This is a genomic window from Enterobacter cloacae complex sp. SHL020 (genome assembly GCF_049236945.1).
Classification (GTDB): Bacteria; Pseudomonadota; Gammaproteobacteria; order Enterobacterales; family Enterobacteriaceae; genus Enterobacter; species Enterobacter dykesii.
Genome location: NZ_JBMKJF010000001.1, coordinates 134199 through 160751 on the forward strand (window position 1 = coordinate 134199; position 26553 = coordinate 160751).

Here is a 26553-nt window from a genome sequence, read left to right on the forward strand (position 1 = left end):
TTACGCCTGCTTCGTAAAAATGTCTGCAGGTAAGTGCTGATATTGTCAGCGCATTTGATGCTTTTTGAGCAATGCCCTCAATTGATGGTAGGTCAGACCAAGCAGTTCAGCCGCCCGTTTCTGATTATATTTCGCCGTCTTCAGGCTTTGCTCCAGCAGCTGTTTCTCCTGATCGTTTTGAAACTGGCGTAAATCAAGGGGGAGAGTAGGAACATCGCCTGAAGACGCTGGTGCGGACAGTGGAGCTGCGCTGCGCTGAAATGGATCGATAATGATATTGTCCAGCTCCGTCTCGCTGCTGCCGTGGCGATAGACGGAACGCTCCACGACGTTTTTCAGTTCGCGGATATTTCCCGGCCAGTGGTAAGCCAGCAGCGTCTCCTGCGCATAATCGCTGAAGCCGGGGAACAGCGGCAGGCCGAGCTCGCGGCACATCTGAATCGCAAACTGGTCTGCCAGCAGCATGATGTCGCTTCTGCGCTCGCGCAGGGGAGGAAGCTGAACGACGTCAAAGGCCAGGCGGTCAAGCAGGTCGGCACGGAATTTCTCCTCCGCCACCATCTCCGGCAGGTTGGCGTTAGTGGCGCACACCAGGCGCACGTTAACCTGCAGCGGCTGGCTACCGCCGACGCGCTCCAGCTCGCCGTACTCAATCACGCGCAGCAGTTTTTCCTGCACCAGCATGGGCGCGGTGGCCAGTTCATCCAGAAAAAGCGTACCGCCGTCGGCGCGCTCAAAGCGTCCGGGATGGCGTTTCTGGGCACCGGTAAACGCGCCCGCTTCATGGCCGAAGAGCTCGGTGTCGAGCAGGTTTTCATTCAGCGCCGCGCAGTTAAGGGAAATGAAGGGGCCGTCCCAGCGCCCGGAGAGGTAATGCAGACGGTTGGCTATCAGCTCTTTCCCCGTTCCGCGTTCACCGATGATCAGCACCGGTTTATTGAGCGGCGCCAGTCGAGAGACCTGTTCCAGCACTTCGAGAAAGCTGTTTGCTTCGCCGAGTAAATTGTCTTTGTATCCGGGCATGATGAAATTAACCACTCCTTAGCGATATTCACCAGGGAAGAATAGTTCTTCACTGCGTAAAAATCAATCAGACTCAGTGAAATCAATAAGATAAAAACCTGGCATGATGTTTGTATTATCTGTACAGCAGGGCATAGCCCGATAACAGAACTATGAGGATTTGATTATGGGTATTTTTTCTCGTTTTGCCGACATCGTGAACGCCAACATCAACTCACTGCTTGAGAAAGCGGAAGATCCGCAGAAGCTGGTACGTCTGATGATTCAGGAGATGGAAGACACGCTGGTTGAAGTGCGTTCAACCTCCGCCCGCGCGCTGGCGGAGAAAAAACAGCTTACGCGTCGTATTGAACAGGCAACCGCACAGCTGAACGAATGGCAGGAAAAAGCGGAACTGGCGCTGCGTAAAGACAAAGAGGATCTGGCCCGTGCGGCGCTGATCGAAAAACAGAAGCTGGCCGATATGGTCGCGACGCTCGAGCATGAAGTGACGCTGGTGGACGACACGCTCACCCGTATGAAGAAAGAGATTGGTGAGCTTGAAAACAAACTGAGCGAAACCCGCGCGCGTCAGCAGGCGCTGACCCTGCGTCACCAGGCGGCAAGCTCCTCCCGCGACGTGCGTCGTCAGCTGGACAGCGGTAAGCTTGATGAAGCGATGGCGCGTTTTGAATCGTTTGAACGTCGTATCGACCACATGGAAGCGGAAGCTGAAAGCCACGGCATCGGCAAGCAGAAGTCGCTGGATCAACAGTTTGCCGATCTGAAGGCTGATGATGAAATCAGCGAACAGCTGGCGGCACTGAAAGCCAAAATGAAGCAAGACAACCAATAATAATTCCTGCGGCACCTGAGCGTGCCGCCTCATAAGACAAGGAGTACACATGAGCGCGCTTTTTCTGGCCATTCCCCTGACAATTTTCGTGCTGTTCGTTTTGCCGATTTGGCTATGGCTGCACTACAGCAACCGTTCTTCTCGGGGCGAACTCTCCCAGAGTGAACAACAGCGTCTGGTGCAGCTCTCCGACGAGGCGAACAAAATGCGCGAACGCATTCAGGCGCTGGAAGCCATCCTGGATGCTGAGCATCCAAACTGGAGGGACCGTTAATGTCTGGACTAAATCTGAACAAAAAGTTGTGGCGAATTCCACAGCAGGGCATGGTACGCGGCGTTTGCGCCGGGCTGGCTCACTATCTTGATGTCCCGGTCAAACTGGTCCGCGTGGTCGCGGTGCTATCGATCTTCTTTGGCCTGGCGTTTATTACCCTGGTGGCATACATCGTCCTGTCGTTTGTTCTTGACCCGATGCCGGAAGGAGAACTGGCTGCGGAGGGAGCCCCGACCAGCAGCGATCTTCTCAATGCCGTTGATGAGCAACTCGCCGCCGGTGAGAAGCGGCTACGGGAAATGGAACGCTATGTCACGTCGGATACCTTTACGCTGAGAAGTCGCTTTCGTCAGCTTTAAGAGAGAGATGAGATGAAACAACACTGGCAACAGGCCGGTCAGAAGGTAAAACCCGGCCTGAAAATCGCAGGTAAACTGGTCCTGCTGACCGCGTTACGGTTCGGCCCGGCAGGTGTGGCGGGTTGGGCAATTAAATCCGTTGCCCGCAAGCCGGTCAGAATGGTGCTGGCCGTGGCGCTCGAACCGCTGTTGCAAAAGGTGGCAAAACGGCTTTCTCGCCGCTACTTATCCCAATAATTCCTGCTGGCGTTAGCCCTTTCCCTGACGGGGGAGGGACTGGCGACGGTTAACCGCATTTCCTCTTTTCCCCGTTCTTTCTTTGCGGCAGCTCACAATATTGCGCTGAGCTGCTTTGCAATCACCTTTTTCTCCTTTCTGGTCCGTTGACAGATATTTTTCATGGGAGTAGATTGCAACTTCGTGGGACCGCTACCATGGAAAATGAAATGAATCCAAAAATTAAAGAACTCATTAATCTTGTTTACGGGGAAACGTTTTCTGACGCCCATCTTAATGTGCTGCTGGAAAATATTGGAAATGCCGCTTCTGTTATTACGGAAAAACGTAAAACGGGTTGGGATGAAAAAGACGTTGTCCTGATTACCTATGCCGATCAGTTTTCAGTGAAAGGGGGGAAGGCGCTACCGGTTTTTACACGTTTTTATAACAGGTGGCTTTCTCATTCTTTTTCTCATGTCCATCTCTTGCCTTTTTATCCATGGTCTTCGGACGACGGATTTTCTGTTATCGATTATCACGAGGTTGCACCGGAAACCGGAACGTGGCGAGACGTTGCCGAATTAAAACAGTCAGCCAGTTTAATGTTTGATTTCGTATGTAACCATATGTCGGCCAAAAGCAAATGGTTCGCTAATTACCTGAAGCAAATGCCAGGATATGAAGATTTCTTTATTTCTGTCGATCCTGAAACAGACTTATCCGCGGTGACGCGTCCGCGTGCCTTACCGCTTCTTACGCCTTTCACGCTGCATGATGGCAGCGTGCGACACCTGTGGACCACCTTCAGCGAGGACCAGGTCGATCTCAATTTCGCCTCTCCGCAGGTGCTGATCGCGATGGTCGACGTGCTGCTGCATTACCTGATTGAAGGGGCGCGATACATTCGTCTGGATGCGGTGGGATTCATGTGGAAACTACCCGGAACAAGCTGCATCCACCTTGAGAAAACCCATCAGCTCATCCAGCTTTTCCGCGCCATTACCGAGGCTGTCGCCCCGGGAACGGTGATTATTACCGAGACGAACGTTCCGCATAAAGATAACGTTGCTTACTTTGGTGACGGCGAAAATGAAGCGCAGATGGTGTATCAGTTCTCATTGCCTCCGCTGGTGCTGCATGCGGTACATTCTCAGGACGTCCGGACGCTGAGTCAGTGGGCAGCGTCGCTGACGTTGCCTTCCACGAAAACCACCTGGTTTAACTTCCTGGCCTCGCATGACGGGATTGGTCTGAATCCGTTACGCGGAATTTTACCCGAGTCGGAAATCCTCTCGCTTGTGGAAAAACTTCAGGCTGAAGGCGCGTTGGTTAACTGGAAAAATAACCCGGATGGCACACGCAGCCCTTATGAAATTAATGTGACCTATCTGGATGCTTTAAGTCCGCGTGACAGTCTTGATAGCCAACGGATTGCCCGGTTTATTCTGGCGCATGCCGTCCTTTTAAGCTTCCCCGGCGTGCCCGCGGTTTATATCCAGAGCATTCTCGGCTCGCGTAATGATTATGCAGGTGTTGAACGTCAGGGATACAACCGTGCGATTAATCGTGAGAAATATACGGCAGGGAAAATTGATAGCCTGCTTGAAGATAAAAATAGCCTGCGCTCTCAGGTCTATCGCTCGTTAAGCCAGTTAATTGCGCTGCGTCGGGCGGAAAAGGCTTTCCATCCTGACAGCGAGGCTTATTTCAGTGCGTCAGGTGAACATGTTTTAAAAATCGTTCGCGTGGCGGATTGTGGTGAGAAAGTAACGGCGCTGTTTAATTTCAGTGGCGGCATTCAAACGGTGGAATCCGATATTCATTCCGGAACGGAGTTGATTTCCGGGAAAGATATTACGGATAAAACGCTGATCCTATATCCATGGCAGGTGTTGTGGATTAAAGAAAACTAAAAAGGACCTTAAAAATGAAAATGCCCAGAATTGTGCTGATATCAGCACTGGTTTCGTGCGCCTTGTTATCAGGGTGCAAGGACGACAAAAAGACTGCTGTCACTATTGAGTTTATGCACTCGTCAGTCGAGCAGGAGCGCCAGGCGGTTATAACGAAGCTTATCGAAAAGTTCGAGAAAGAGAACCCCGGCATCACGGTGAAACAGGTGCCGGTCGAAGAGGATGCCTACAACACCAAGGTCATTACGCTCGCCAGAACGGGCGCGCTGCCAGAGGTGATTGAGGTCAGCCATGACTACGCGAAAGTTATGGACAAGGAACAACTGCTGGATCGCAAAGCTATCGGCGAAGCCATTAAAGCGGTAGGCGAGGACACCTTCTATGACGGCATTTTGCGTGTTGTTCGTACGGAAGATGGTTCTGCCTGGACGGGAGTGCCAGTCAGCGCCTGGCTATCCGGCGTCTGGTATCACAAAGATGCGCTGGCTGCGGCGGGTATCCAGGAGCCGCATAACTGGGAACAGCTGCTGAAAGCCAGCCAGAGGCTCAACGACCCGGCTAAAAAACATTACGGCATTGCGCTGCCCACCGCCGAAAGCGTGATGACGGAGCAGGCATTCTCCCAGTTTGCGCTTTCCGGCGGCGCGAACGTTTTTGATGCCAAAGGGAACGTCGACATCGATACCCCTGAAATGGCAAAAGCCCTGGCGTTTTATAAAGATCTGGCCGCGACCACCATGCCGGGTTCAAACGACGTCATGGAGATCAAAGATGCCTTCATGAACGGTTCTGCGCCGATGGCGGTTTACTCCACCTACATCCTGCCGGCGGTATTCCAGGACGGAAACCCTGCCAACCTGGGCTTCGTCGTCCCAACAGAAACCTCATCTGCTGTTTACGGCATGGTCACGTCGCTGACGATTACCACCGGTCAAACCGAAGATGAGACGCAGGCGGCTGAAAAGTTTGTGACCTGGATGGAGCAGGCTCAAAACGCAACCGACTGGGTCATGATGTCGCCCGGCGCGGCACTGCCGGTGAACAAGCTGGTGGTGGGTACCGATACCTGGAAAAACAACGATGTGATTAAAGCGTTTGGACAACTGCCTTACGAACTGATTGCGCAGTTCCCGAATGTGCAGGTGTTTGGTGCGGTGGGGGACAAAAACTTCACGCGCATGGGCGATGTTACCGGGTCCGGCATCATCAGTTCCATGGTGCATAACGTCACGGTGGGGAAAAAAGATCTCAGCAACACGCTTAGTAACAGCCAGAAGCGTCTGACCGATCTGATTTCACAACGATAGGAGCGCTCTGCGGAAGGAAATTATGAAGACGTTGTTTTCTGGTCGTTCAGATATGCCTTTCGCCATGCTGCTGTTGGCCCCCAGCCTGATCTTGCTGGGGGGCCTGGTGGCCTGGCCAATGATTTCCAATATTGAAATCAGTTTCTTACGTCTGCCGCTCAACCCGCGTATTGATGCGGTGTTCGTCGGGCTGGATAACTACATCCGCATCCTGGGGGATGCTGCGTTCTGGCACTCGCTGTGGATGACGTTCTGGTACACCGCGCTGGTGGTGATCGGCAGCACGGGGTTGGGGCTGGCGGTTGCGATCTTCTTTAACCGTGAATTCCGTCTGCGGAAAACGGCACGTTCACTGGTGATTTTGTCCTACGTCACCCCGTCCATTTCGCTGGTGTTTGCATGGAAATACATGTTCAACAACGGCTACGGCATTGTGAACTATCTGGGCGTTGACCTGCTGCATCTGTATGACCAGGCACCCCTGTGGTTCGACAATCCTGGCAGCAGCTTTGTGCTGGTGGTGTTGTTCGCCATCTGGCGCTACTTCCCGTACGCGTTCATTTCGTTCCTCGCGATTTTGCAGACCATTGATAAGTCGCTGTATGAAGCGGCGGAAATGGACGGCGCGAATGCCTGGCAGCGTTTTCGAATCGTTACGCTGCCCGCGATTATGCCAGTGCTGGCAACGGTGGTGACGCTCCGCACTATCTGGATGTTCTACATGTTTGCGGATGTCTACCTGTTGACGACCAAGGTCGATATTTTGGGCGTCTACCTCTACAAAACGGCATTCGCTTTCAACGATTTGGGTAAGGCTGCGGCGATATCCGTTGTGCTGTTCGTGATCATCTTCGCGGTGATTCTGCTGACCAGAAAAAGGGTAAACCTCAATGGCAACAAATAAACGCGTACTGAGCCGTATTGGTTTTTATCTCGGTCTGGCGGTATTCCTGGTCATCACGCTGTTCCCGTTCTTCGTGATGCTAATGACGTCGTTTAAGAGCGCGAAAGAGGCCATATCGCTGAATCCGACCATTTTGCCGCAGGCGTGGACGCTGCAGCATTACGTCGACATCTTTAACCCGCTGATTTTCCCGTTCGTGGACTATTTCAAAAACAGCATGGTGGTGTCGCTGACCTCCTCGGTGATTGCCGTATTTCTCGGCACGCTGGGGGCTTACGCCCTGTCCAAACTGCGTTTTAAGGGCCGCACGACGATCAATGCGAGTTTTTACACCGTCTACATGTTCTCCGGAATATTGCTGGTGGTGCCGCTGTTCAAAATCATCACTGCCCTTGGGATCTACGACACCGAGCTGGCGCTAATTATCACCATGGTGACGCAGACGTTACCGACTGCGGTGTTCATGCTGCGCAGCTATTTCGACACCATCCCGGACGAAATCGAAGAAGCCGCGATGATGGACGGCCTTAACTGCCTGCAAATCATCTTCCGCATCACCGTGCCGCTGGCGATTTCCGGGCTCGTATCGGTGTTTGTCTACTGCTTCATGGTGGCGTGGAACGACTACCTGTTTGCGTCCATTTTCCTGTCCAGCGCCAGCCATTTCACCTTGCCGGTCGGGCTGAACACGCTCTTTAGCACGCCAGATTATATCTGGGGTCGCATGATGGCGGCATCGCTGGTGACGGCGCTTCCGGTGGTCATCATGTACGCCCTGTCTGAACGTTTTATTAAAAGTGGTTTGACCGCCGGCGGCGTGAAGGGCTGAGGCGGCCAATTTTAACAAGGAGTCAGTCATGAAAAAATTAGTTGCGACAGCGCCTCGTGTAGCGGCGCTTGTGGAATATGAAGATCGTCCGGTTGCCGTCCATGAAGTGAAAATTCGCGCCCGCTTTGGCGCGCCGAAGCACGGCACCGAAGTGGTGGACTTCCGCGCCGCCAGTCCGTTTATCGATGAGGAGTTCAACGCGGAGTGGCAGATGTTTACCCCGCGTGAAGAGGGGACGGCCCGCGGGATCGAATTCGGTAAGTTCCAGCTGGGCAATATGGTGGTTGGCGACGTTATTGAATGTGGTGCAGACGTCACTGAATACCAGATCGGCGACAGCGTCTGCTGCTACGCACCGCTGCAGGAAACGGTGATCGTTAACGCGGTGAACAACTACAAGCTGCGCAAAATGCCGCAGGGTGCCTCCTGGAAAAACGCCGTTTGCTACGATCCGGCGCAGTTCGCCATGAGCGGCGTGCGTGATGCCAACGTGCGGGTCGGCGATTTTGTGGTTGTGGTGGGGCTGGGTGCGATTGGGCAGATTGCGATCCAGCTGGCCAAAAAAGCCGGTGCGTCAATTGTCATCGGCGTCGACCCTATCGAACACCGCTGTGACATCGCCCGTCGTCATGGGGCAGACCACTGTCTGAACCCAATCGGCACCGATGTCGGTCTGGAAATCAAAAAGCTGACCGGGAAGCAGGGCGCGGATGTGATCATCGAAACCAGCGGCTTTGCAGATGCGCTGCAGTCCGCGCTGCGCGGGCTGGCCTATGGCGGCACCATCTCCTACGTAGCCTTCGCGAAACCGTTCGCGGAAGGTTTTAACCTTGGCCGCGAGGCGCATTTCAATAACGCGAAGATTGTCTTCTCCCGTGCCTGCAGCGAACCCAACCCGGATTACCCGCGCTGGAACCGCAAACGTATTGAAGAGACATGCTGGGAACTGCTGATGAACGGCTATCTGAATTGTGAAGATCTCATCGACCCGGTCGTCACCTTTACCACCAGCCCGGAAAGCTACATGAAGTATGTCGATCAGCATCCGGAACTGAGCATCAAAATGGGCGTCACTTTTTAAGCTAAGGAAAGCAAAACATGAAAATCGCAACACAAAATCAGGCCTTTTTTCCGGTCAATATCATGGAGAAATTCCAGTACATCAAAGCGATGGGTTTTGATGGTTATGAAATTGACGGCAAGCTGCTGGTGGAAAACCTCGCCGAGGTAAAAGCGGCGATTAAGGCCACCGGTCTGCCGGTTACGACCGCTTGCGGCGGATACGATGGCTGGATCGGCGACTTCATCGAAGAACGTCGTCTGAACGGGTTAAAGCAGATTGAACGTATCCTGGAAGCGCTGGCTGAAGTGGACGGCAAGGGCATTATCGTGCCTGCTGCCTGGGGAATGTTTACCTTCCGTCTGCCGCCAATGACCTCCCCACGCAGCCTGGACGGTGACCGCAAAGCCGTAAGCGCCTCCCTGCGCTGGCTGGATGAGGTGGCGGCGCGCACCGGAACAACCGTCTACCTGGAGCCGCTGAACCGCTATCAGGATCACATGATCAACACCCTGGCTGACGCGCGTCGCTATATCGAAGAGAACGGCCTGAAGCACGTGCAGATCATCGGCGATTTCTATCATATGAACATTGAAGAAGATTCGCTGACGGATGCGCTGCATCAGCACCGCGATCTGCTTGGCCATGTGCACATCGCAGATAACCACCGCTACCAGCCGGGCAGCGGCAGCCTCGATTTTGCCAGCCTTTTCGATCGGCTGCGTGCGGATAACTACCGGGGTTACGTGGTGTATGAGTGCCGTGTTCGCGCCGAGGATCCGGCTAAGGCATACCGGGACTCGCTCACTTACTTGCGTAAATGCTAAGGATGACGAGCGTGATGAGTGCTTCTACACCTTCGCCTCTGCGCGTCGCCATCATTGGCGCCGGGCAGGTCGCGGATAAAGTGCATGCCTCGTATTACGCCACGCGCAGTGATGTTCAGATGGTGGCTGTCATGGACAGCCATCCTGAACAGGCTCGGGCGTTTGCGGAACTTCATGGTATTTCCTCGGCATGGCAGGATGCGCGAGAGATGCTCGAGGCGGTTAAGCCGGATGTGGTGAGCGTCTGTTCGCCTAACCGGTTCCATTTCGGGCACGTCACGGCAGCGCTGGAAGCAGGCTGCCACGTGATGTGTGAAAAACCGCCTGCCATGACGCCGCAGGAGGCCGACCGGATGCGCATGGCCGCGCGCAAGGCAGGAAAAGTGTTGGCGTATGATTTTCATCATCGTTTTGCTCTTGATACGCAACTGCTGCGTGAAGCTGTGATAAAGGGGGAACTGGGCGAAATTTATTACACCACGGCGCAGGCGCTACGCCGCTGCGGGGTTCCCGGCTGGGGCGTCTTTACCAACAAAACGCTTCAGGGCGGTGGGCCGCTGATTGATATCGGCATCCATATGCTCGATGCCGCGATGTACGTGCTGGGGTTCCCGGCGGTAAAACGGGTGACGGCACACAGCTTCCAGAGGCTGGGGAACCGTAAATGCAGCGGCCAGTTTGGCGAGTGGGATCCTACGCAGTTTACCGTTGAAGATGCCCTGTTTGGCACCATTGAATTTTGCAACGGCGGCATTCTGCGTCTGGACACGTCGTTTGCGCTCAATATCCGCGAACAATCCATCATGAACGTCGCATTTTGCGGTGAAAAGGCAGGCGCCATGCTGTTCCCGGCGCACATCTACAACGACGAAGCCGGTACTTTAGTTACCCTCACGCAGCGTGAGGAAGCTGACGATCGGCGTCATATGCGCAGTATGGATGCCTTTGTGCGGCACGTGCGGGGAGAGCCCGTCATGATCGCTGATGCGGAGCAGGGGCTGGTTATCCAGCAGCTTGTCGCCGCGCTGTATGAATCAGCAGAAACCGGGGAAAGCGTGACGTTATGCTAAACGTGTCTGTATTAACCGACCCGGGCTTTAGTCCACACAGCCTGAATAAATACGCCTCCATCATGGCCTGCGGTAATGGCTACATGGGGATCCGCGCTGCGCACGAAGAAGATTACACCCAGCAAATCAGAGGCATGTATCTTGCGGGTCTCTATCATCGTGCCGGTCGCAACGAGACCACTGAGCTGATCAATCTGCCGGATATCATCGGTATTGATGTTGAGCTGGATGGCGTCAATTTCACGCTCCTGTCAGGTAAAATCCTCGAGTGGCAGCGCGAGCTGGCGTTTGCTAATGGAGAGCTTCGTCGCAGCGTCGTCTGGCGCTCGCCTGACGGGAAACGCTATCGTCTGGAGAGCCGTCGTTTTGTGTCGCTGGATCAGTTGTCCTTAGTGGCCATGCAGCTTTCGATTACACCGCTCGATGCCGCCACGCAGGCCGTGCTGAAAACCGGCATAGATGCAACGCAAACGAACAGCGGCAGACAGCATCTGGATGAAATGTCGGTCAGAGTGTTCGACCAGCAATATATGCAGGGCGTGTATGAAACGCAGGACCGCGCGTCTGAGATTATTGTTTCAGCGTATTGTCAGCTCTCAGCGGAGAGCGACAGCTGTTTCACCGCCAAAAATCGTCGTCTCAGCGTACATCATTCGCTGAATGTTGCGAAGGGTGACACTGTCACGCTGGAGAAGATCGTCTGGGTGGCACATCGCAGTGATAAAGCACTGTCGCAGGCGTCTTTCGCCCGCAACGCGCTGTCCGATCTTAAGGTCTGTGCGGCAAGAGGCTACGACGCCTTGCTGGAGAGTTCGGCGTGTGCCTGGCAAGAGGTCTGGCGTAACGCTCGGGTGGAGGTGGACTCTACGGAACATCAGGATCAGATGGCGCTGGATTACGCCGTCTGGCATTTGACGACCATGACGCCAGCCCATGATGAGCGAAGCAGTATCGCCGCCAAAGGGCTGACGGGAGAGGGGTATAAAGGCCACGTCTTCTGGGATACCGAAATTTTCCTGCTGCCTTTCCATCTCTTCACGCGGCCCCAAATCGCCCGTTGCCTGCTGCGCTATCGTTGGCTCAACCTGGCCGGGGCGCGGGAAAAAGCCCGTCGCAACGGCTGGCCCGGCGCGTTGTTCCCATGGGAAAGCGCCGCCAGCGGCCTGGAAGAGACGCCGGAGTTCGCGGCTATCAACATCCGAACCGGCACGCGCCAGAAGGTGGCCTCCGCGCTGGCGGAACACCACATCGTGGCGGACATTGCCTGGGCAGTCGTCGCTTACTGGCAGGCGACGCACGATGAGACCTTTATGCGAAATGAAGGTCTGACGCTGCTGGTGGAAACCGCCGCGTTCTGGATGGGCCGCGCAACGGAAATCAATGGTCGCCTCGAAATCCATGACGTCATCGGACCGGACGAATATACCGAGCATGTGAACAACAACGCTTATACCAACTATCTGGCCTGGCACAACGTTGCCTGCGCTCGCCAGTTTATGACGATGTTTGGGCGCGAGGATAAAGGTTTTACGCAGAAAGCGACACGGTTCCTGACGCGCTTATGGCTGCCGGAGGCCAATTCAGACGGTGTGATCCCGCAGGATGATACCTTCATGGCCAAACCCGCCATTGATCTCAGCCGCTATAAAGCAAAAGCAGGGAAGCAGACCATTCTGCTCGATTATTCCCGCGCGGAAGTCAACGATATGCAGATCCTTAAGCAGGCTGATGTGGTGATGCTTACCTACCTGTTGCCGGAGCGGTTTACCCCGCAGCAGTGTGCCGCCAATCTGGCGTTCTACGAGCCCCGCACGATCCATGACTCTTCGCTGAGCAAGGCCATTCACGGCATTGTGACTGCCCGCTGTGGTGACACCGAAGGTGCCTACGCCTTCTGGCGTGATGGCGTTGCCATTGACCTTGGGGACGACCCGCACAGCTGTGATGACGGGATTCATGCCGCGGCCACGGGGGCCATCTGGTCCGGCGTTATTCAGGGCTTTGCCGGTATGCAGATAGTGGATGGGGAGTTGCATCTTTCGCCCACGTTGCCGGCCCACTGGCAAAAACTTGCCTTCCCGCTGCGCTGGCGGAACGCAACGCTGCACTTCAACTATGAAAACGAAGTGTTAACCATTGAAGCTTCGGCACCTGCCGCGCTGACGCTGTGGGGCAAGACGCTACACGTTTCGGGGCGGACAGTTTGCGCTTATAAGGATTTTGTTGCACCTGTTAATGGGACCGCTACCACGGAGGGGCGCCATGACGCTTAAGGCTGTTGTATTCGATCTGGACGGTGTGATCACCGATACCGCACACCTCCATTTTCTGGCCTGGCGTGCAGTGGCGGATGAAATCGGCATCACCTTCGACGAAGCGTTTAACGAACAGCTGAAGGGCATTAGCCGCATGGATTCCCTTCAGCGCATCCTGAAGCATGGCGGGAAAGAGGGGACGTTTAGCGATGAGCAGCGCCTCGCGCTGGCGACCAAGAAAAACGCGCTCTATGTCCAGTCTCTGGCGTCGCTGACGGAGGATTCACTGCTTCCCGGTATTCGCGACGTGCTGGCGGATATCCGTGCGGCGAAGGTCAAAATTGGGCTCGCCTCCGTTTCCCTGAATGCCCCGGGGATCCTGCACGCGCTGGGCATTCATCAGGCCTTCGATTTTTGCGCCGATGCTTCCCGTATTTGTCGCTCAAAGCCAGACCCGGAGATCTTCCTTGCCGCCTGTGCAGGCCTGAATGTGCGTCCTGACGCGGCTATAGGTATCGAAGATGCACCTGCGGGCGTTGAGGCGATCAACGCGGCGGGAATGCTATCGGTTGGGATTGGATGTGGCCTGAACCATGCGGGTTTACAACTTCATTCAACGCGGGAACTGACCTGGAAATGCCTGACCGAGTTTTGGGCATCCCGGACGTATTGCTAAGGAATTAACAATGGCTCAACTGTCTCTGAAACACATTCAGAAAATCTATGATAACCAGGTCCACGTGGTTAAGGATTTCAATCTCGAAATCGAAGACAAGGAGTTCATCGTCTTCGTCGGGCCTTCGGGCTGCGGTAAATCCACCACGCTGCGAATGATTGCCGGTCTGGAGGAGATCAGCGCCGGTGAACTGATTATTGACGGGGTATGCATGAATGACGTGCCCGCCAAGTCTCGCGATATTGCGATGGTCTTCCAGAACTATGCGCTTTATCCGCATATGACGGTCTACGACAACATGGCGTTTGGCCTGAAGATGCAAAAAATTGCGCCTGCTGTTATCGACGAACGCGTTAACTGGGCGGCACAGATCCTCGGATTACGCGAGTATCTCAAGCGCAAACCCGGCGCGCTGTCCGGCGGCCAGCGTCAGCGCGTGGCGTTGGGCAGGGCGATCGTGCGCGAGGCGGGCGTGTTCCTGATGGATGAACCGCTCTCTAACCTCGATGCCAAGCTTCGCGTGCAGATGCGGGCTGAAATCAGCAAGCTGCACCAGAAACTTAACACCACCATGATTTACGTGACCCACGATCAGACGGAAGCCATGACCATGGCGACCCGCATCGTGATCTTAAAAGACGGCATTATTCAGCAGGTCGGTGCACCGAAGCAGGTGTACAACGAACCGGCAAACATGTTTGTTGCAGGATTTATTGGATCGCCAGCTATGAACTTTATTCGCGGCGCTATCGACGATCGCTATTTTGTTACGGAAACGCTGCGTCTGGCGATCCCGGAGGACAAGCTCGCTTCACTGAATGCCGCAGAGTATCAGCGCAAAGCCGTGGTCTTTGGGATCCGCCCGGAAGATATTCTCACGCTGCAGAGTCGAGGTGAGAATATCGCGGCGAAAGTCAGTGTAGCCGAACTGACCGGCGCGGAGTTCATGCTTTACGCCACCGTTGGCGGCCATGAGCTGGTTGTGCGCGCTGGCGCGGCGAATGATTATGCCTCTGGGGATAATATCGACATCCAGTTCGATATGAACAAGTGCCATTTCTTCGACGCTGAAACCGAAGCGGCTATTAGATAAGAAAGGTGTTCGCCGGAAATGCAAATTTCCGGTTTTTTTGTTTGTTACTTATAAAGGGAAAATTAAATGAGTACTCTACTAAGAAGTGCTGCGCTCGTGCTGTGCGCAGGGGTTAGCTGTGCACAAGCATCAGAAACAGCGAAACAGTGGGAATTTAATATCGGCGCGATGTATGAAATCGAAAACGTTGAGGGGCAGGGCGACGATAAAGATGGATTATATGAACCTTCCGTGTGGTTTAATGCAACCTGGGATGCGTGGACTATTTCGCTGGCGATGTATCAGGAGGGGCCGGTTGATTACAGCAGTATGACCCGTGGAACCTATTTCGACCGTCCTGAATTTGAATTACGCTATCGCTTTATTGGAACCGATGATTTTACTTTCGGTCTGACCGGTGGTTTCCGTAATTATGGCTACCACTTTAAAGATGAACACGGCGCCAGAGACGGCAGCGCGAATATGCAGCGCTACAAAGTTCAACCTGACTGGGATATTAAATTAACCGATGACTGGCGCTTTGGCGGCTGGTTTGCCCTGTATCAGTTTGCCAACGATCTGGAGAAAACCGGTTATTCTGATAGCCGCGTTGAAACCGAAACGGGCTTTACCTGGACCATTAACGAAACCTTTGCGGCTAAAGTGAATTACTATTTAGAGCGCGGTTTCAATATGAACGGTTCGCGTAATAACGGCGAATTCTCCACCCAGGAAATTCGCGCCTACCTGCCTATTTCATTGGGCCAGACGACCTTAACGCCTTATACCCGGCTGGGGCTCGATCGCTGGTCGAACTGGGACTGGCAGGACGATCCTGAGCGTGAAGGACATGATTTCAACCGCCTGGGTATGCAGTATGCCTATGACTTCAACAACGGTTTATCCATGACGCTTGAATACGCCTATGAATGGGAAAACCATGACGAGGGTAAAAACGACCGCTTCCACTATGCGGGCGTTGGGGTAAATTACGCGTTCTAACCGAGGGCACGCCAGGGGCGCTAAGCCCCTGGTTTTAGCGCAGCGAGGCCGCCAGTAAAAAGTGGGTATCAACGAGAACTTTTTGCGGTGCGGGCTGACCCGCAATACGCCTGAAAAGAAGATCGCAGCTCTCTTCGCCCAGTTTTCGGGTCGGGATATCGAAGCCGCCAGGTGCGGGCGTTAAAATGAGAGACAGCATCGGGTCACTGTATCCGGCGATGACCACCTGCTCCGGGATCATCAGATTCAACTCATCCGCCGCGCGATAGAGGCTAAGTAACTTCATGCTGTCGGTAGCGAATACTGCGTCAGGCGGCGTGGGTGAAGACAACAATTCCAGCGCCGCCGTAAGCGCACTCTCATGGGTATAACCGCCATCCCTGATCCAGTCCGGGTTGAGGGCAACATGGTGCTTTTCCAGACTGGCTTTATAGCCCGCAAGACGATCGATCGAAACATGATAATCAAGCGGGGCATGCAGACAGGCAATTTTACGGCGTCCGTTTTGAATAAAGGTTTCGGTCAGCGTGGCGCTGTCATGGAAATTATCCGTGTCGACGGAATAAATATTCTGAAACTCACCTTCGACTTTGCCGATAACTACTACCGGTACGCCATACGCATCCAGCGTGGTGAAAAAGGATTCATTTGCCGGTGAACTCAGCATAATGATCCCTTTGATCATCTTCTGTTTTATTTTATTCACGCATTTCAGCAGATCGTCTTCGCTGCTTTTTGACGTTTGTAAAATAACGTCAAATCCTTCTTCTTCCGCTTTTGCCGTAATGGCATGCAGGACATCGGAGAAAAAAGGATTTCCGGCAGTGGTTTTGGTTGAACGGGTCGAAATAACCATAATGGCATCGAAGCCTGAAGAGGTCAGGGCGCGGGCCAGTTTGTTGGGCTGATAATTTAATTCGTCAATCGCCTTCAGCACTTTTTCACGCGCTTCGGGAGAAATATTCGTTTGTTTATTCAGAACGCGGGAAACGGTTGATTTCGATACGCCCGCAACCCGTGCGATATCATAGATGGTGGGTGACATACACCTTACTCACTCCGGACTGACAGCAATGCCGTTCATCTTACTGGAGAGAAAACGGCAATAGCAATAAATAAGAATTGATAATCAACGATCTGCCCCCATTTATTGTATTCTGAAGCCATGCATTCAAGGCTTCCAGGCAACGAAGGACGGCGATGAAGCGACTTAAAAACGAAATCAATTCACTGGTGAACCGTGGCGTTGACCGCCATCTGCGTCTGGCCGTGACGGGGCTTAGCCGCAGCGGTAAGACGGCGTTTATCACCGCGATGGTAAACCAGCTCCTGAACCTGCACGCCGGCGCGCGTCTGCCGCTGCTCAGCGCGGTGCGGGAAGAACGCCTGCTGGGCGTGAAGCGCGTCCCTCAGCGTGATTTTGGTATTCCACGCTTTACCTATGACGAAGGGCTGGCGCAGCTCTACGGCGATCCGCCCACGTGGCCGACGCCGACGCGAGGGGTGAGTGAGATTCGCCTCGCGCTGCGCTTTCGCTCGAATGAATCCCTGATGCGCCACTTCAAGGATACTTCTACGCTGTACCTTGAAATCGTCGATTACCCCGGTGAATGGCTGCTCGACCTGCCGATGCTGGCGCAGGACTACCTCAGCTGGTCCCGCCAGATGACGGGGTTGTTGCAGGGGCAGCGCGCCGGGTGGTCGGCCAAATGGCGGCAGCTGTGCGAAGGCCTGGACCCGCTTGCGCCTGCCGATGAAAACCGTCTGGCGGCCATTGCCGAAGCCTGGACGGCGTATCTGCACCAGTGCAAGCAGGAAGGGTTGCACTTCATTCAGCCGGGTCGCTTTGTCCTGCCGGGTGATTTAGCGGGCGCGCCTGCGCTTCAGTTCTTCCCCTGGCCGGATGTGGATGGGGGGGGCGAGTCGAAGCTGGCGCAGGCTGACAGGCACACAAACGCCGGGATGCTGCGCGAGCGTTACAATTACTACTGTGAAAAAGTGGTCAAGGGATTCTATAAAAACCACTTCTTGCGATTTGACCGTCAGATTGTGCTGGTGGATTGTCTGCAGCCGCTCAACAGCGGGCCGCAGGCCTTCAACGATATGCGCCTGGCGCTGACGCAGCTGATGCAAAGTTTTCACTACGGCCAGCGGACGCTGTTTCGCCGTCTGTTCTCTCCGGTGATCGACAAACTGCTTTTTGCGGCCACAAAGGCCGATCACGTCACGGTCGACCAGCATGCCAATATGGTATCGCTGCTGCAGCAGCTGGTGCAGGACGCCTGGCAAAACGCCGCCTTCGAAGGGATCGGCATGGATTGCCTTGGGCTTGCGTCCGTGCAGGCAACGCAAAGCGGGCTGATCGATCTTAACGGCGAGAAAATACCGGCATTACGCGGGAACCGGCTCAGCGACGGTGAACCGCTTACCGTCTATCCGGGGGAAGTGCCTGCGCGGCTGCCGGGTCAGGCCTTCTGGCAGAACCAGGGCTTCCAGTTTGAAGCCTTCCGCCCGCAGGCAATGAGCGTCGATCGGCCATTACCACACATCCGTCTGGATGCGGCGCTGGAGTTTTTGATTGGAGATAAATTGCGATGACGGAACCGTTAAAACCGCGCATAGACTTTACCGGAACGCTTGAGCAGGATCCTCAGGAGGCGTTTAAAACCGCGCAGACCTTCAGCGGCACGCAGGCTGATAACTTTTCCCCGGCCCTGATCGAGGAGCCCGGCGTTGAGGAAGGTCCGGCAGAGGCGGTTGTGGAAGCCGCCCTGCGTCCAAAGCGCAGCCTGTGGCGCAGGATGGTCACCGCCGGGCTGGCGCTGTTTGGCGTAAGCGTGGTTGGTCAAGGCGTGCAGTGGACGATGAATGCCTGGCAAACTCAGGACTGGGTCGCGCTGGGCGGATGTGCCGCAGGCGCGCTGATTGTGGGGGCGGGTATCGGGTCGGTTGCCACCGAGTGGCGGCGGCTCTGGCGTTTGCGCCAGCGCGCGCACGAGCGTGATGAAGCGCGGGATCTGCTCCATAGTCACGGCACCGGCAAAGGCCGCGCGTTCTGTGAAAAGCTGGCCAGCCAGGCCGGAATCGATCAGTCGCATCCGGCGCTTCAGCGCTGGTATGCCGCCATCCATGAAACCCAGAATGACCGGGAAGTAGTGACGCTTTATTCCCATATGGTTCAGCCGGTGCTGGATGCCCAGGCGCGGCGCGAGATTAGCCGCTCTGCGGCGGAATCCACCCTGATGATTGCCGTCAGCCCGCTGGCGCTGGTCGATATGGCCTTTATCGCCTGGCGTAACCTGCGCCTGATCAACCGTATCGCGAACCTGTACGGCATAGAGCTGGGTTATTACAGTCGGCTCAGGCTGTTCAAGCTGGTCCTGCTCAATATCGCGTTTGCCGGGGCGAGTGAGCTGGTGCGCGAAGTGGGCATGGACTGGATGTCGCAGGATCTGGCGGCGCGTCTTTCTGCTCGAGCCGCCCAGGGTATCGGCGCGGGATTGTTGACGGCGCGTTTGGGGATTAAAGCGATGGAAGTTTGCCGTCCGCTGCCGTGGATTGACGGCGATAAGCCCCGGCTGGGGGATTTCAGGCGCGAGCTGATCGGCCAGCTCAAAGAGACGCTCAATAAAAAACCGGCTCCGTGAGGTTTTGTTCACTTATCGTGCTGGCTGTCAATATTTGTTGACAGCCATCTTCCCGATCACCGTGTTCTGACATATCATTTTACTGTTATTGGCTTAAAACGGTGAATTTCCCATGCGTCTTGAAGTCTTCTGTGAAGACCGTCTCGGTCTGACCCGCGAGTTACTCGATCTTCTTGTTTTACGTAGCATTGATTTACGTGGCATTGAGATCGATCCTGTCGGGCGAATTTACCTCAATTTTGCCGAAATTGAATTTAATACCTTCAGCAGCCTGATGGCGGAAATCCGCCGTATCGCTGGCGTTACGGATGTACGCACCATTCCCTGGATGCCCTCTGAGCGTGAGCACCTGGCGCTGAGCGCGCTGCTGGAAGCCATGCCTGAGCCGTTCCTCTCCCTGGATTTGAAAAGCAAAGTTGAGCGCGTTAACCACGCGAGCTGCCAGCTTTTCGCGCAGAGCCAGGAGAAGCTCAGCAATCATAATGCCGCGCAGCTGATCCCCGGTTTTAACTTCCAGCGCTGGCTGGACAGCAATCCGCAGAACACGCTTAGCGAGCACGTGGTGATTAACGGGCAGAACTTCCTGATGGAGATCACGCCGGTCTATCTGAAAGGGGAAGGGAATACCCGAGTATTGACCGGGGCGGTGATCATGCTGCGCTCGACGTTACGCATGGGTCGCCAGCTGCAAAACATTTCCAGCCAGGATGTTGGCGCGTTCAGCCAGATTATTGCCGTCAGCCCGAAAATGCGCCATGTGGTTGATCAGGCGCGCAAGCTCGCAAGCCTGACCGCGCCGCTGCTGATTACCGGGGACACCGGCACCGGGAAAGACCTGCTGGCTCACGCGGTGCACCTGGCGAGCCCGCGTGCGACTAAGCCTTATCTGGCACTTAACTGCGCCTCTATTCCGGAAGATGCCGTTGAAAGCGAGCTGTTTGGCCACGCGCCGGAAGGCAAGAAAGGGTTCTTCGAGCAGGCTAACGGCGGCTCGGTGCTGCTGGACGAAATCGGCGAAATGTCGCCACGTATGCAGGCTAAGCTGCTGCGTTTCCTGAACGACGGAACCTTCCGCCGCGTCGGTGAGGATCACGAAGTGCATGTGGACGTGCGCGTCATTTGCGCCACCCAGAAGAATCTGGTGGAGCTGGTGCAAAAGGGGATCTTCCGCGAGGATCTCTATTACCGCCTCAACGTCCTGACGCTGAATATTCCCCCGCTGCGCGATTGTCCGCAGGACATCATGCCGCTAACGGAACTGTTCGTCGCCCGCTTTGCCGACGAGCAGGGGGTGCCGCGTCCGAAGCTGTCTGCCGATCTCGGCACGGTGCTCATGCGCTACGGCTGGCCGGGCAACATTCGCCAGCTTAAAAACGCCGTTTATCGTGCGCTGACCCAGCTGGAAGGCTATGAACTGCGTCCGCAGGATATTTTGTTGCCTGATTACGACGCGGGGACGGTATCGGTCGGCGAAGAGGCGATGGAGGGTTCGCTGGATGATATCACCAGCCGTTTTGAGCGCTCCGTGCTGACGCAGCTGTACCGCAGCTATCCCAGCACCCGCAAGCTGGCAAAACGTCTTGGCGTCTCGCATACCGCGATCGCGAACAAGCTGCGTGAGTATGGATTGAATCATAAGAAAGGTGACGAATAACAAAAAGCCTCTGTAAAGAGGCTTTTTGCTTTATGGTTATTCCTTCGCCATCGGCGTGTTAACGATTTCTGTTTTTGTCTCTCCCTGAATCGACGCAATCCTGTTTTCGACCTCTTTCACCTGCTGCGGACTGTGCAGCAGGGTATAGGTCAAGTCAAACTGCGCGCTGGCACCGGGCTGCAGCTGCTTAACCCGCTTCTGCTCGCGCTCAATCGTAACGGGGTAGGCGTAGCTGGTGCCTGGCTCAATGCCCGTGACGTAGCCCTGCTTCAGCGTGTCGGTGTTCTTCCATAAGGTCAGCACGGGCAGCTGGCGGGTATCAAACTGGATTGACGCGCCTTTATCTCCGGCTTTATTGACCACCGCTGCAAGCGTTTCGTGGTTATTGTCCGCGAGCGGTTTAATGTTAAAGACCATCTCATCAAAGCCTTTTGTCGGCCCGGCATAGGTTTGCCAGTCGTTAACGCCCGCTTTGGCGTAGTCATTGAACGGGCTCACGCTCGCCGCCGGCGCAAGGAAACGCGCGCCTTCTTCGAGGATCGGCGTGCCGAAGTTGCTGTGATAAATGATTTGGTAATCATGAGGGTAATCCGCATGGTTGGTCAGAACATCATGCAGGCTGAACTGGTTGGTTCCGGGAACGTAACGCAGTTCGGTCATGGTTTGCAGATCCGATTTTTTAAACGTGCTCTCTTTGATCAAACCCCGAACGCGGATCTCATGCGGGGCGGCATCGGCGATTTCAACCTCGACCTGCGATACCGGCGTATTTCCGGCCCTGCCGTGCAGGGTGTAAATTTGCCCGTCCGCAGTGACCGGGTGCCCGGTCCACTCATAGCCACAGCGCACCATCATCTCGTTGAAACCATCCAGCCAGCCGAGACCGTTGCGGCTCTCAAGATTGATATATGCCGGATTAACGACCTCTTTAACGGGCGAATTCCACCCCAGTCGGGTGCCAAAGCCTTCTACGTGCAGAAGATTCATCCCGCGAGTCGGGCTCAGGGTAATCGTCAGGCCATCTTTGCTGCTAATTATGATGACTTTGCTGCCTTCCTGTTTACCACCGTGTAAGACTTTTTGCTCAATGCTGAACGTTTGATCTTTAACTTTCAGCTCATCACTGGAAATATTCCAGTTTCCCTTCTCTACGCTGCTTTCAGCGCTTGTCAGCACCCAGGTTTTAGCCGCTGCATGACCAGAAATCAGTACCGCAAGGAGCGTAAAAGCGAATTTAATTTTCATATATTATCCTTTTTGCTGAAACGATTATTTTCTTTCGTAAGCAAATCTAATGTTTAGACAAAAAGGGAAATGTGATGTGCTTCACTGGGGATGAAAATAGGGGAATTTAACGATTATTATGCGTTATTGATCACGCTCATGTCACATATTGTCTAAGTTATTGCATGATTAATGTGATTTGTGAGCACTTATGCTTTAACGATTCAGCTTAAATATAATAAAAAACCCCGCCGCGGCGAGGTTGAGATTAAGTTGTATAGAATGCTAAGTACTTATTATGCTTTCAGCACGTCCAGCGCGGCAGTGTAGTCCGGCTCGGTGGTGATTTCGTTAACCAGTTCGCTGAAGACAACGGTATCGTTTTCATCCAGAACCAGTACGGCACGTGCTGCCAGACCTTTCAGTGGGCCTTCCGCGATGCTGACGCCGTATTTCTCGAGGAAATCTGCGCTGCGCAGGGTGGAGAGGGTAATAACGTTGCTCAGGCCTTCGGCACCGCAGAAACGGGACTGGGCAAACGGCAGGTCAGCGGAAATGCACAGCACAACGGTGTTGTCCATTTCAGTCGCCAGCTGGTTGAATTTACGCACGGACGCGGCACAAACGCCGGTATCAATGCTTGGGAAAATGTTCAGTACTTTGCGTTTACCCGCAAACTGAGCCAGTGTGACGTCAGACAGATCTTTAGCCACCAGAGTAAAAGCCTGCGCTTTGCTGCCAGCCTGCGGAATGGAACCTGCAACAGCAACCGGGTTGCCCTGGAAATGAACGAGTTGTGACATAGATATCTTCCTGTTTACATATAGTTAACGTCGGGGCTAGTGTATGCCATCAGCGGATAACACGGCAAACCAAATTTTTCGCCTTTCCGGGCCGCAAGGAGTCAGTGATGAGAAGCGTTAAGGTCTATGAAGAAGCCTGGCCATTGCATACCCCGTTTGTGATCTCCCGCGGCAGTCGAAGTGAAGCCAGCGTGGTCGTGGTTGAAATCGAAGAGGAGGGGGTTAAAGGCGTCGGGGAATGTACGCCTTACCCGCGCTATGGAGAAAGTGTCGCGTCGGTGATGGCGCATATCATGACCCTGGTGCCTGACCTGCAAAAAGGGCTCACGCGCGAGGCGTTACAGCAGCGTTTACCCGCCGGGGCAGCGCGTAATGCCATCGACTGTGCGCTCTGGAGCCTTGAGGCCGCCAGGCACCAGCAATCGCTGACGTCCTTGCTGGGAGCGGCGCTGCCGGAGTCCGTCGTGACGGCGCAAACGGTCGTGATTGGTGAGCCGGAGCAGATGGCTGCCAGCGCAAAAGCGCTCTATGACGCCGGGGCCACGCTGTTAAAAGTGAAGCTCGACGATCGCCTGATCAGCGAGCGGATGGTCGCCATTCGCTCGGCGGTTCCCTCGGCCACGCTGATTGTTGACGCCAACGAGTCGTGGCATCCCGAGGGGCTTGCCGCCCGATGCCAGCTGTTGGCCGACCTGGGCGTGGCGATGCTGGAACAGCCTCTGCCAGCGAAGGATGATGCGGCGCTGAAGAATTTTATCCATCCGCTGCCCGTCTGTGCGGATGAAAGCTGTCATACCCGCGAGAATTTGAGCGCGCTTAAGGGCAGCTATGAGATGGTCAATATCAAGCTCGACAAGACCGGCGGGCTGACAGAAGCGCTGGCCCTGGCGGCGGAAGCGCAGGCGCAGGGCTTTTCCCTGATGCTGGGATGCATGCTCTGCACATCCCGGGCGATCGGCGCGGCGCTGCCGCTGGTCAATCAGGTCCGTTTCGCCGATCTGGATGGCCCGACGTGGCTGGCGGTTGACGTTTCACCGGCGCTTAATTTTACCAGCGGCGTGCTTCATCTTTGAGGCTGCCAGCGCAGTAGCTCCACCATCGCTTTTAAGTATTTTTCGCTGGCTTCGTCGGAGGAAATTGGCGGGAATTCAGCGGTGATGCAGGGCAGGCTCAAATCGGCGCACCAGCTACCGAACGATCCGGGTGTTTCATAGCCCACGCTGGTGACGAGCGGCAGGGCAAAAGCCTGCGCCAGCCACGCGCCCAGGTCGGAGTGACGCGGATCTTCAATACAGGCCAGCGGATCGTGGAAGGAGACAACCCAGGCGGGGTGGATCTTATGGATAAGCTGGCACAGCGCCTGCGTTTCCGGCTCCGAGCCGGGCTTGTCTCCCGTCAGCAGCACCACGTCCCGCTCCTCGGCGGAGCTGTTCCAGCGATAAACCGTTTCGCCTGCGCGCCAGTTTGCCGCCGGGAAATTACGGTTCAGGTCAACGCCCCTCGCATTCGCCCGTAATCCAAGCTGACAGCCGTCCGGATTGACGGCAAGAATGACGTGGTGACGTCGCAATGACGGCGTCAGCGTCCGCAGCGCGCAGGAAAGCGTGACGATGGACGAGTTTTCATCTCCGTGCGTGCCGGCAATGATCAAACCGCTGCTGCGATCGGCATCGGGCGCCGGGAACCAGATCAGCGATGCGCCTAAAAATGAGCGGCCATATTGTTCAGCGCCCGGCGGGAAGGCGCCGCGCTCCGCGCGTGGTCGGGTGGTTGCCATACGAAATCCTGATAAAGAAGTCTCTACTGGCAGTGTTGTGCAAAACTCGCTGTTAATCAAATAGTTTCCGTAACGCTTGAGAATTGCCTTAAATCACTATTCAGGCGTAAGGTATTTGCATTTCTCTTTTTCGAAACAAATAATTACGCATCTGCTTGTTACCTGAATTCATCAAAGGGGATCTTATGAAGCATCCTGTTTCGCGTCTTTGCGCTGCACTGTACCTGTGCGGACTCTCTACACTCTCGTACGCTGCTGATGTGCCCCAGGGCACGGTACTGGCGCAAAAACAGGAGCTGGTCAGGCATATTAAAGACGAGCCGGCTTCGCTCGATCCGGCAAAAGCGGTGGGATTACCCGAGATTCAGGTGATTCGCGATCTTTTCGAAGGGCTGGTGAATCAGAACGAGAAAGGGGAGCTGACCCCGGGCGTAGCGACGCGCTGGCAGAGCAACGATAACCGTATCTGGACGTTCACCCTGCGCGATAACGCGAAATGGTCTGACGGTACGCCCGTCACCGCGCAGGATTTTGTCTACAGCTGGCAGCGTCTGGTTGACCCGAAAACCACCTCTCCGTTTGCCTGGTTTGCGGCGCTGGCAGGCATCAACAACGCGCAGGCCATTATTGATGGCAAAGCGGCGCCAGATACCCTGGGCGTGACGGCGGTGGATGCCAGAACCTTACGCGTCCAGCTGGACAAACCGCTCCCGTGGTTTAGCAACCTGACGGCGAACTTTGCCTTCTATCCGGTGCAAAAAGCGAACGTTGAAAGCGGGAAAGAGTGGACGCGTCCGGGCGCTCTGGTGGGTAACGGCGCGTACGTTCTGAACGACCGCGTGGTGAATGAAAAACTGGTTGTCGTGCCGAATACGCACTACTGGGACAACGCGAAAACTGTCCTGCAAAAAGTGACTTTCATTCCGATTAATCAGGAATCGTCCGCCACTAAGCGCTATCTGGCGGGGGATATTGATATCACCGAATCGTTTCCGAAAAACATGTATCAGAAGCTCCTGAAGGACATTCCGGGACAGGTGTATACGCCGCCTCAGCTCGGAACCTATTACTATGCGTTTAACACGCAAAAGGGCCCGACGGCCGATGCCCGGGTGCGTCTTGCGCTGAGCATGACTATCGATCGCCGCATTATGGCAGAAAAGGTATTAGGTACAGGCGAGAAGCCGGCCTGGCATTTCACCCCTGACGTGACGGCGGGTTTCACCCCTGAACCTTCTCCGTTCGAGCAGATGTCCCAGCAGGAGCTGAACGCTCAGGCGAAAACGTTGCTCCAGGCCGCAGGTTACGGTCCTCAGCGTCCGCTGAAGTTGACCCTGCTGTACAACACCTCGGAAAACCACCAGAAAATCGCCATTGCGGTGGCGTCCATGTGGAAGAAAAATCTCGGTGTGGACGTCAAACTGCAAAACCAGGAGTGGAAAACCTATATCGACAGCCGTAATACCGGCAATTTTGATGTGATCCGCGCGTCATGGGTAGGCGATTACAACGAGCCGTCGACCTTCCTGTCTCTGCTGACCTCAACCCACAGCGGTAATATCTCGCGTTTCAACGACCCGGCCTACGATAAAATTATCCACCAGGCAACGCTGGAAACCACGGCGAAAGCGCGTAATACGGACTACAACATGGCGGAGAAAATCCTCATGGAGAAAGCGCCTATCGCGCCCATTTACCAGTACACCAATGGTCGTCTGATTAAGCCCTGGGTGAAAGGCTACCCTATTAATAACCCGGAAGACGTGGCGTATAGCCGGACGATGTATATCGAGAAGCACTGATGTTTTATGAGACCCGGCGCG

The 26553-nt window shown here is 54.9% G+C and carries 25 protein-coding genes; 20 read left to right on the top strand and 5 right to left on the bottom strand.

Going from position 1 to position 26553, the window contains the following annotated elements:
- Window positions 1-45: 45 nt before the first annotated feature.
- Window positions 46-1023 carry a phage shock protein operon transcriptional activator gene (gene pspF, locus ACOTZB_RS00650; protein ID WP_047651101.1) on the bottom strand — a complete coding sequence of 326 codons (978 nt, stop codon included), beginning with the start codon at window positions 1021-1023 and terminating at the stop codon, window positions 46-48.
- A 166-nt stretch (window positions 1024-1189) separates the two neighbouring features.
- Here pspF and pspA point away from each other — a divergent pair, with 166 nt between their 5' ends.
- From pspA to ACOTZB_RS00725, 15 genes are all read left to right on the top strand, one after another.
- The gene (gene pspA / locus ACOTZB_RS00655) at window positions 1190-1858 is read left to right on the top strand and encodes a phage shock protein PspA (RefSeq protein ID WP_029740507.1); all 669 of its coding nucleotides are present in this window, start codon (window positions 1190-1192) and stop codon (window positions 1856-1858) included.
- 49 nt (window positions 1859-1907) lie between these two features.
- Window positions 1908-2132 carry an envelope stress response membrane protein PspB gene (gene pspB, locus ACOTZB_RS00660; RefSeq protein ID WP_023312045.1) on the top strand — a complete coding sequence of 75 codons (225 nt, stop codon included), beginning with the start codon at window positions 1908-1910 and terminating at the stop codon, window positions 2130-2132.
- A complete protein-coding gene (pspC, locus tag ACOTZB_RS00665; RefSeq protein WP_023312044.1) occupies window positions 2132-2491 on the top strand; it encodes an envelope stress response membrane protein PspC in 360 nt (119 codons plus the stop codon). The genes pspB and pspC overlap by 1 nt, the downstream gene beginning before the upstream one ends.
- Before the next feature lie 12 nt (window positions 2492-2503).
- The gene (gene pspD / locus ACOTZB_RS00670) at window positions 2504-2728 is read left to right on the top strand and encodes a phage shock protein PspD (RefSeq protein WP_023312043.1); all 225 of its coding nucleotides are present in this window, start codon (window positions 2504-2506) and stop codon (window positions 2726-2728) included.
- Window positions 2729-2925: 197 nt separating this feature from the next.
- A complete protein-coding gene (locus ACOTZB_RS00675) occupies window positions 2926-4623 on the top strand; it encodes a sugar phosphorylase (RefSeq protein WP_421626219.1) in 1698 nt (565 codons plus the stop codon).
- Window positions 4624-4637: 14 nt separating this feature from the next.
- Window positions 4638-5930: an ABC transporter substrate-binding protein gene (locus ACOTZB_RS00680; protein ID WP_421626220.1), complete on the top strand. Its 1293-nt coding sequence runs from the start codon at window positions 4638-4640 to the stop codon at window positions 5928-5930.
- A gap of 22 nt (window positions 5931-5952) precedes the next feature.
- Window positions 5953-6834 carry a carbohydrate ABC transporter permease gene (locus ACOTZB_RS00685; protein ID WP_029740504.1) on the top strand — a complete coding sequence of 294 codons (882 nt, stop codon included), beginning with the start codon at window positions 5953-5955 and terminating at the stop codon, window positions 6832-6834.
- Entirely contained in the window at window positions 6821-7663 is an 843-nt protein-coding gene (locus ACOTZB_RS00690; protein ID WP_421626221.1) for a carbohydrate ABC transporter permease, read from the top strand. Before ACOTZB_RS00685 ends, ACOTZB_RS00690 begins: the two co-directional genes overlap by 14 nt.
- A gap of 28 nt (window positions 7664-7691) precedes the next feature.
- Entirely contained in the window at window positions 7692-8744 is a 1053-nt protein-coding gene (locus ACOTZB_RS00695) for a zinc-dependent alcohol dehydrogenase (RefSeq protein ID WP_193806770.1), read from the top strand.
- A gap of 17 nt (window positions 8745-8761) precedes the next feature.
- A complete protein-coding gene (locus ACOTZB_RS00700; protein ID WP_421626222.1) occupies window positions 8762-9550 on the top strand; it encodes a sugar phosphate isomerase/epimerase family protein in 789 nt (262 codons plus the stop codon).
- 11 nt (window positions 9551-9561) lie between these two features.
- Window positions 9562-10620: a Gfo/Idh/MocA family protein gene (locus ACOTZB_RS00705; protein ID WP_421626223.1), complete on the top strand. Its 1059-nt coding sequence runs from the start codon at window positions 9562-9564 to the stop codon at window positions 10618-10620.
- Complete coding sequence (locus tag ACOTZB_RS00710; protein ID WP_421626224.1) at window positions 10614-12893, top strand: glycoside hydrolase family 65 protein; 2280 nt, start codon at window positions 10614-10616, stop codon at window positions 12891-12893. The genes ACOTZB_RS00705 and ACOTZB_RS00710 overlap by 7 nt, the downstream gene beginning before the upstream one ends.
- A complete protein-coding gene (gene pgmB, locus ACOTZB_RS00715) occupies window positions 12883-13551 on the top strand; it encodes a beta-phosphoglucomutase (RefSeq protein ID WP_214575922.1) in 669 nt (222 codons plus the stop codon). The genes ACOTZB_RS00710 and pgmB overlap by 11 nt, the downstream gene beginning before the upstream one ends.
- 10 nt (window positions 13552-13561) lie before the next feature.
- Window positions 13562-14644 carry an ABC transporter ATP-binding protein gene (locus ACOTZB_RS00720; protein WP_421626225.1) on the top strand — a complete coding sequence of 361 codons (1083 nt, stop codon included), beginning with the start codon at window positions 13562-13564 and terminating at the stop codon, window positions 14642-14644.
- A gap of 66 nt (window positions 14645-14710) precedes the next feature.
- A complete protein-coding gene (locus tag ACOTZB_RS00725) occupies window positions 14711-15625 on the top strand; it encodes an OmpG family monomeric porin (protein WP_421626226.1) in 915 nt (304 codons plus the stop codon).
- Window positions 15626-15659: 34 nt separating this feature from the next.
- Here ACOTZB_RS00725 and ACOTZB_RS00730 read toward each other — a convergent pair whose 3' ends face one another.
- On the bottom strand, window positions 15660-16670 hold the full coding sequence (locus ACOTZB_RS00730) for a LacI family DNA-binding transcriptional regulator (protein WP_421626227.1): 1011 nt from the start codon (window positions 16668-16670) through the stop codon (window positions 15660-15662).
- Window positions 16671-16825: 155 nt separating this feature from the next.
- Here ACOTZB_RS00730 and ACOTZB_RS00735 point away from each other — a divergent pair, with 155 nt between their 5' ends.
- The 3 genes from ACOTZB_RS00735 (at window position 16826) to tyrR (ending at window position 20926) form a co-directional block, all read left to right on the top strand.
- Complete coding sequence (locus tag ACOTZB_RS00735; RefSeq protein ID WP_421626228.1) at window positions 16826-18223, top strand: YcjX family protein; 1398 nt, start codon at window positions 16826-16828, stop codon at window positions 18221-18223.
- Window positions 18220-19272 (top strand): YcjF family protein, encoded by a 1053-nt coding sequence (locus tag ACOTZB_RS00740; RefSeq protein ID WP_045355871.1) that lies wholly within the window; start codon window positions 18220-18222, stop codon window positions 19270-19272. The genes ACOTZB_RS00735 and ACOTZB_RS00740 overlap by 4 nt, the downstream gene beginning before the upstream one ends.
- Window positions 19273-19384: 112 nt before the next feature.
- On the top strand, window positions 19385-20926 hold the full coding sequence (gene tyrR / locus ACOTZB_RS00745; protein ID WP_348940865.1) for a transcriptional regulator TyrR: 1542 nt from the start codon (window positions 19385-19387) through the stop codon (window positions 20924-20926).
- Window positions 20927-20962: 36 nt separating this feature from the next.
- Here tyrR and ACOTZB_RS00750 read toward each other — a convergent pair whose 3' ends face one another.
- Both ACOTZB_RS00750 and tpx read right to left on the bottom strand, forming a co-directional pair.
- Window positions 20963-22171 carry an aldose 1-epimerase family protein gene (locus tag ACOTZB_RS00750; RefSeq protein WP_421626229.1) on the bottom strand — a complete coding sequence of 403 codons (1209 nt, stop codon included), beginning with the start codon at window positions 22169-22171 and terminating at the stop codon, window positions 20963-20965.
- Window positions 22172-22446: 275 nt separating this feature from the next.
- Window positions 22447-22953 (bottom strand): thiol peroxidase, encoded by a 507-nt coding sequence (gene tpx / locus ACOTZB_RS00755; RefSeq protein ID WP_023335907.1) that lies wholly within the window; start codon window positions 22951-22953, stop codon window positions 22447-22449.
- A gap of 107 nt (window positions 22954-23060) precedes the next feature.
- On the opposite strand from tpx, the gene ycjG reads away from it, so the two are divergent.
- On the top strand, window positions 23061-24026 hold the full coding sequence (ycjG, locus tag ACOTZB_RS00760; protein ID WP_193806789.1) for an L-Ala-D/L-Glu epimerase: 966 nt from the start codon (window positions 23061-23063) through the stop codon (window positions 24024-24026).
- Here the strand turns inward: ycjG and mpaA are convergent.
- Entirely contained in the window at window positions 24017-24730 is a 714-nt protein-coding gene (gene mpaA / locus ACOTZB_RS00765; RefSeq protein ID WP_421626230.1) for a murein tripeptide amidase MpaA, read from the bottom strand. The genes ycjG and mpaA overlap by 10 nt on opposite strands.
- A gap of 185 nt (window positions 24731-24915) precedes the next feature.
- Between mpaA and ACOTZB_RS00770 the strand changes: the two genes are divergently transcribed.
- On the top strand, window positions 24916-26532 hold the full coding sequence (locus ACOTZB_RS00770; RefSeq protein ID WP_047741805.1) for a peptide ABC transporter substrate-binding protein: 1617 nt from the start codon (window positions 24916-24918) through the stop codon (window positions 26530-26532).
- The last annotated feature ends 21 nt before the right edge of the window (window positions 26533-26553 follow it).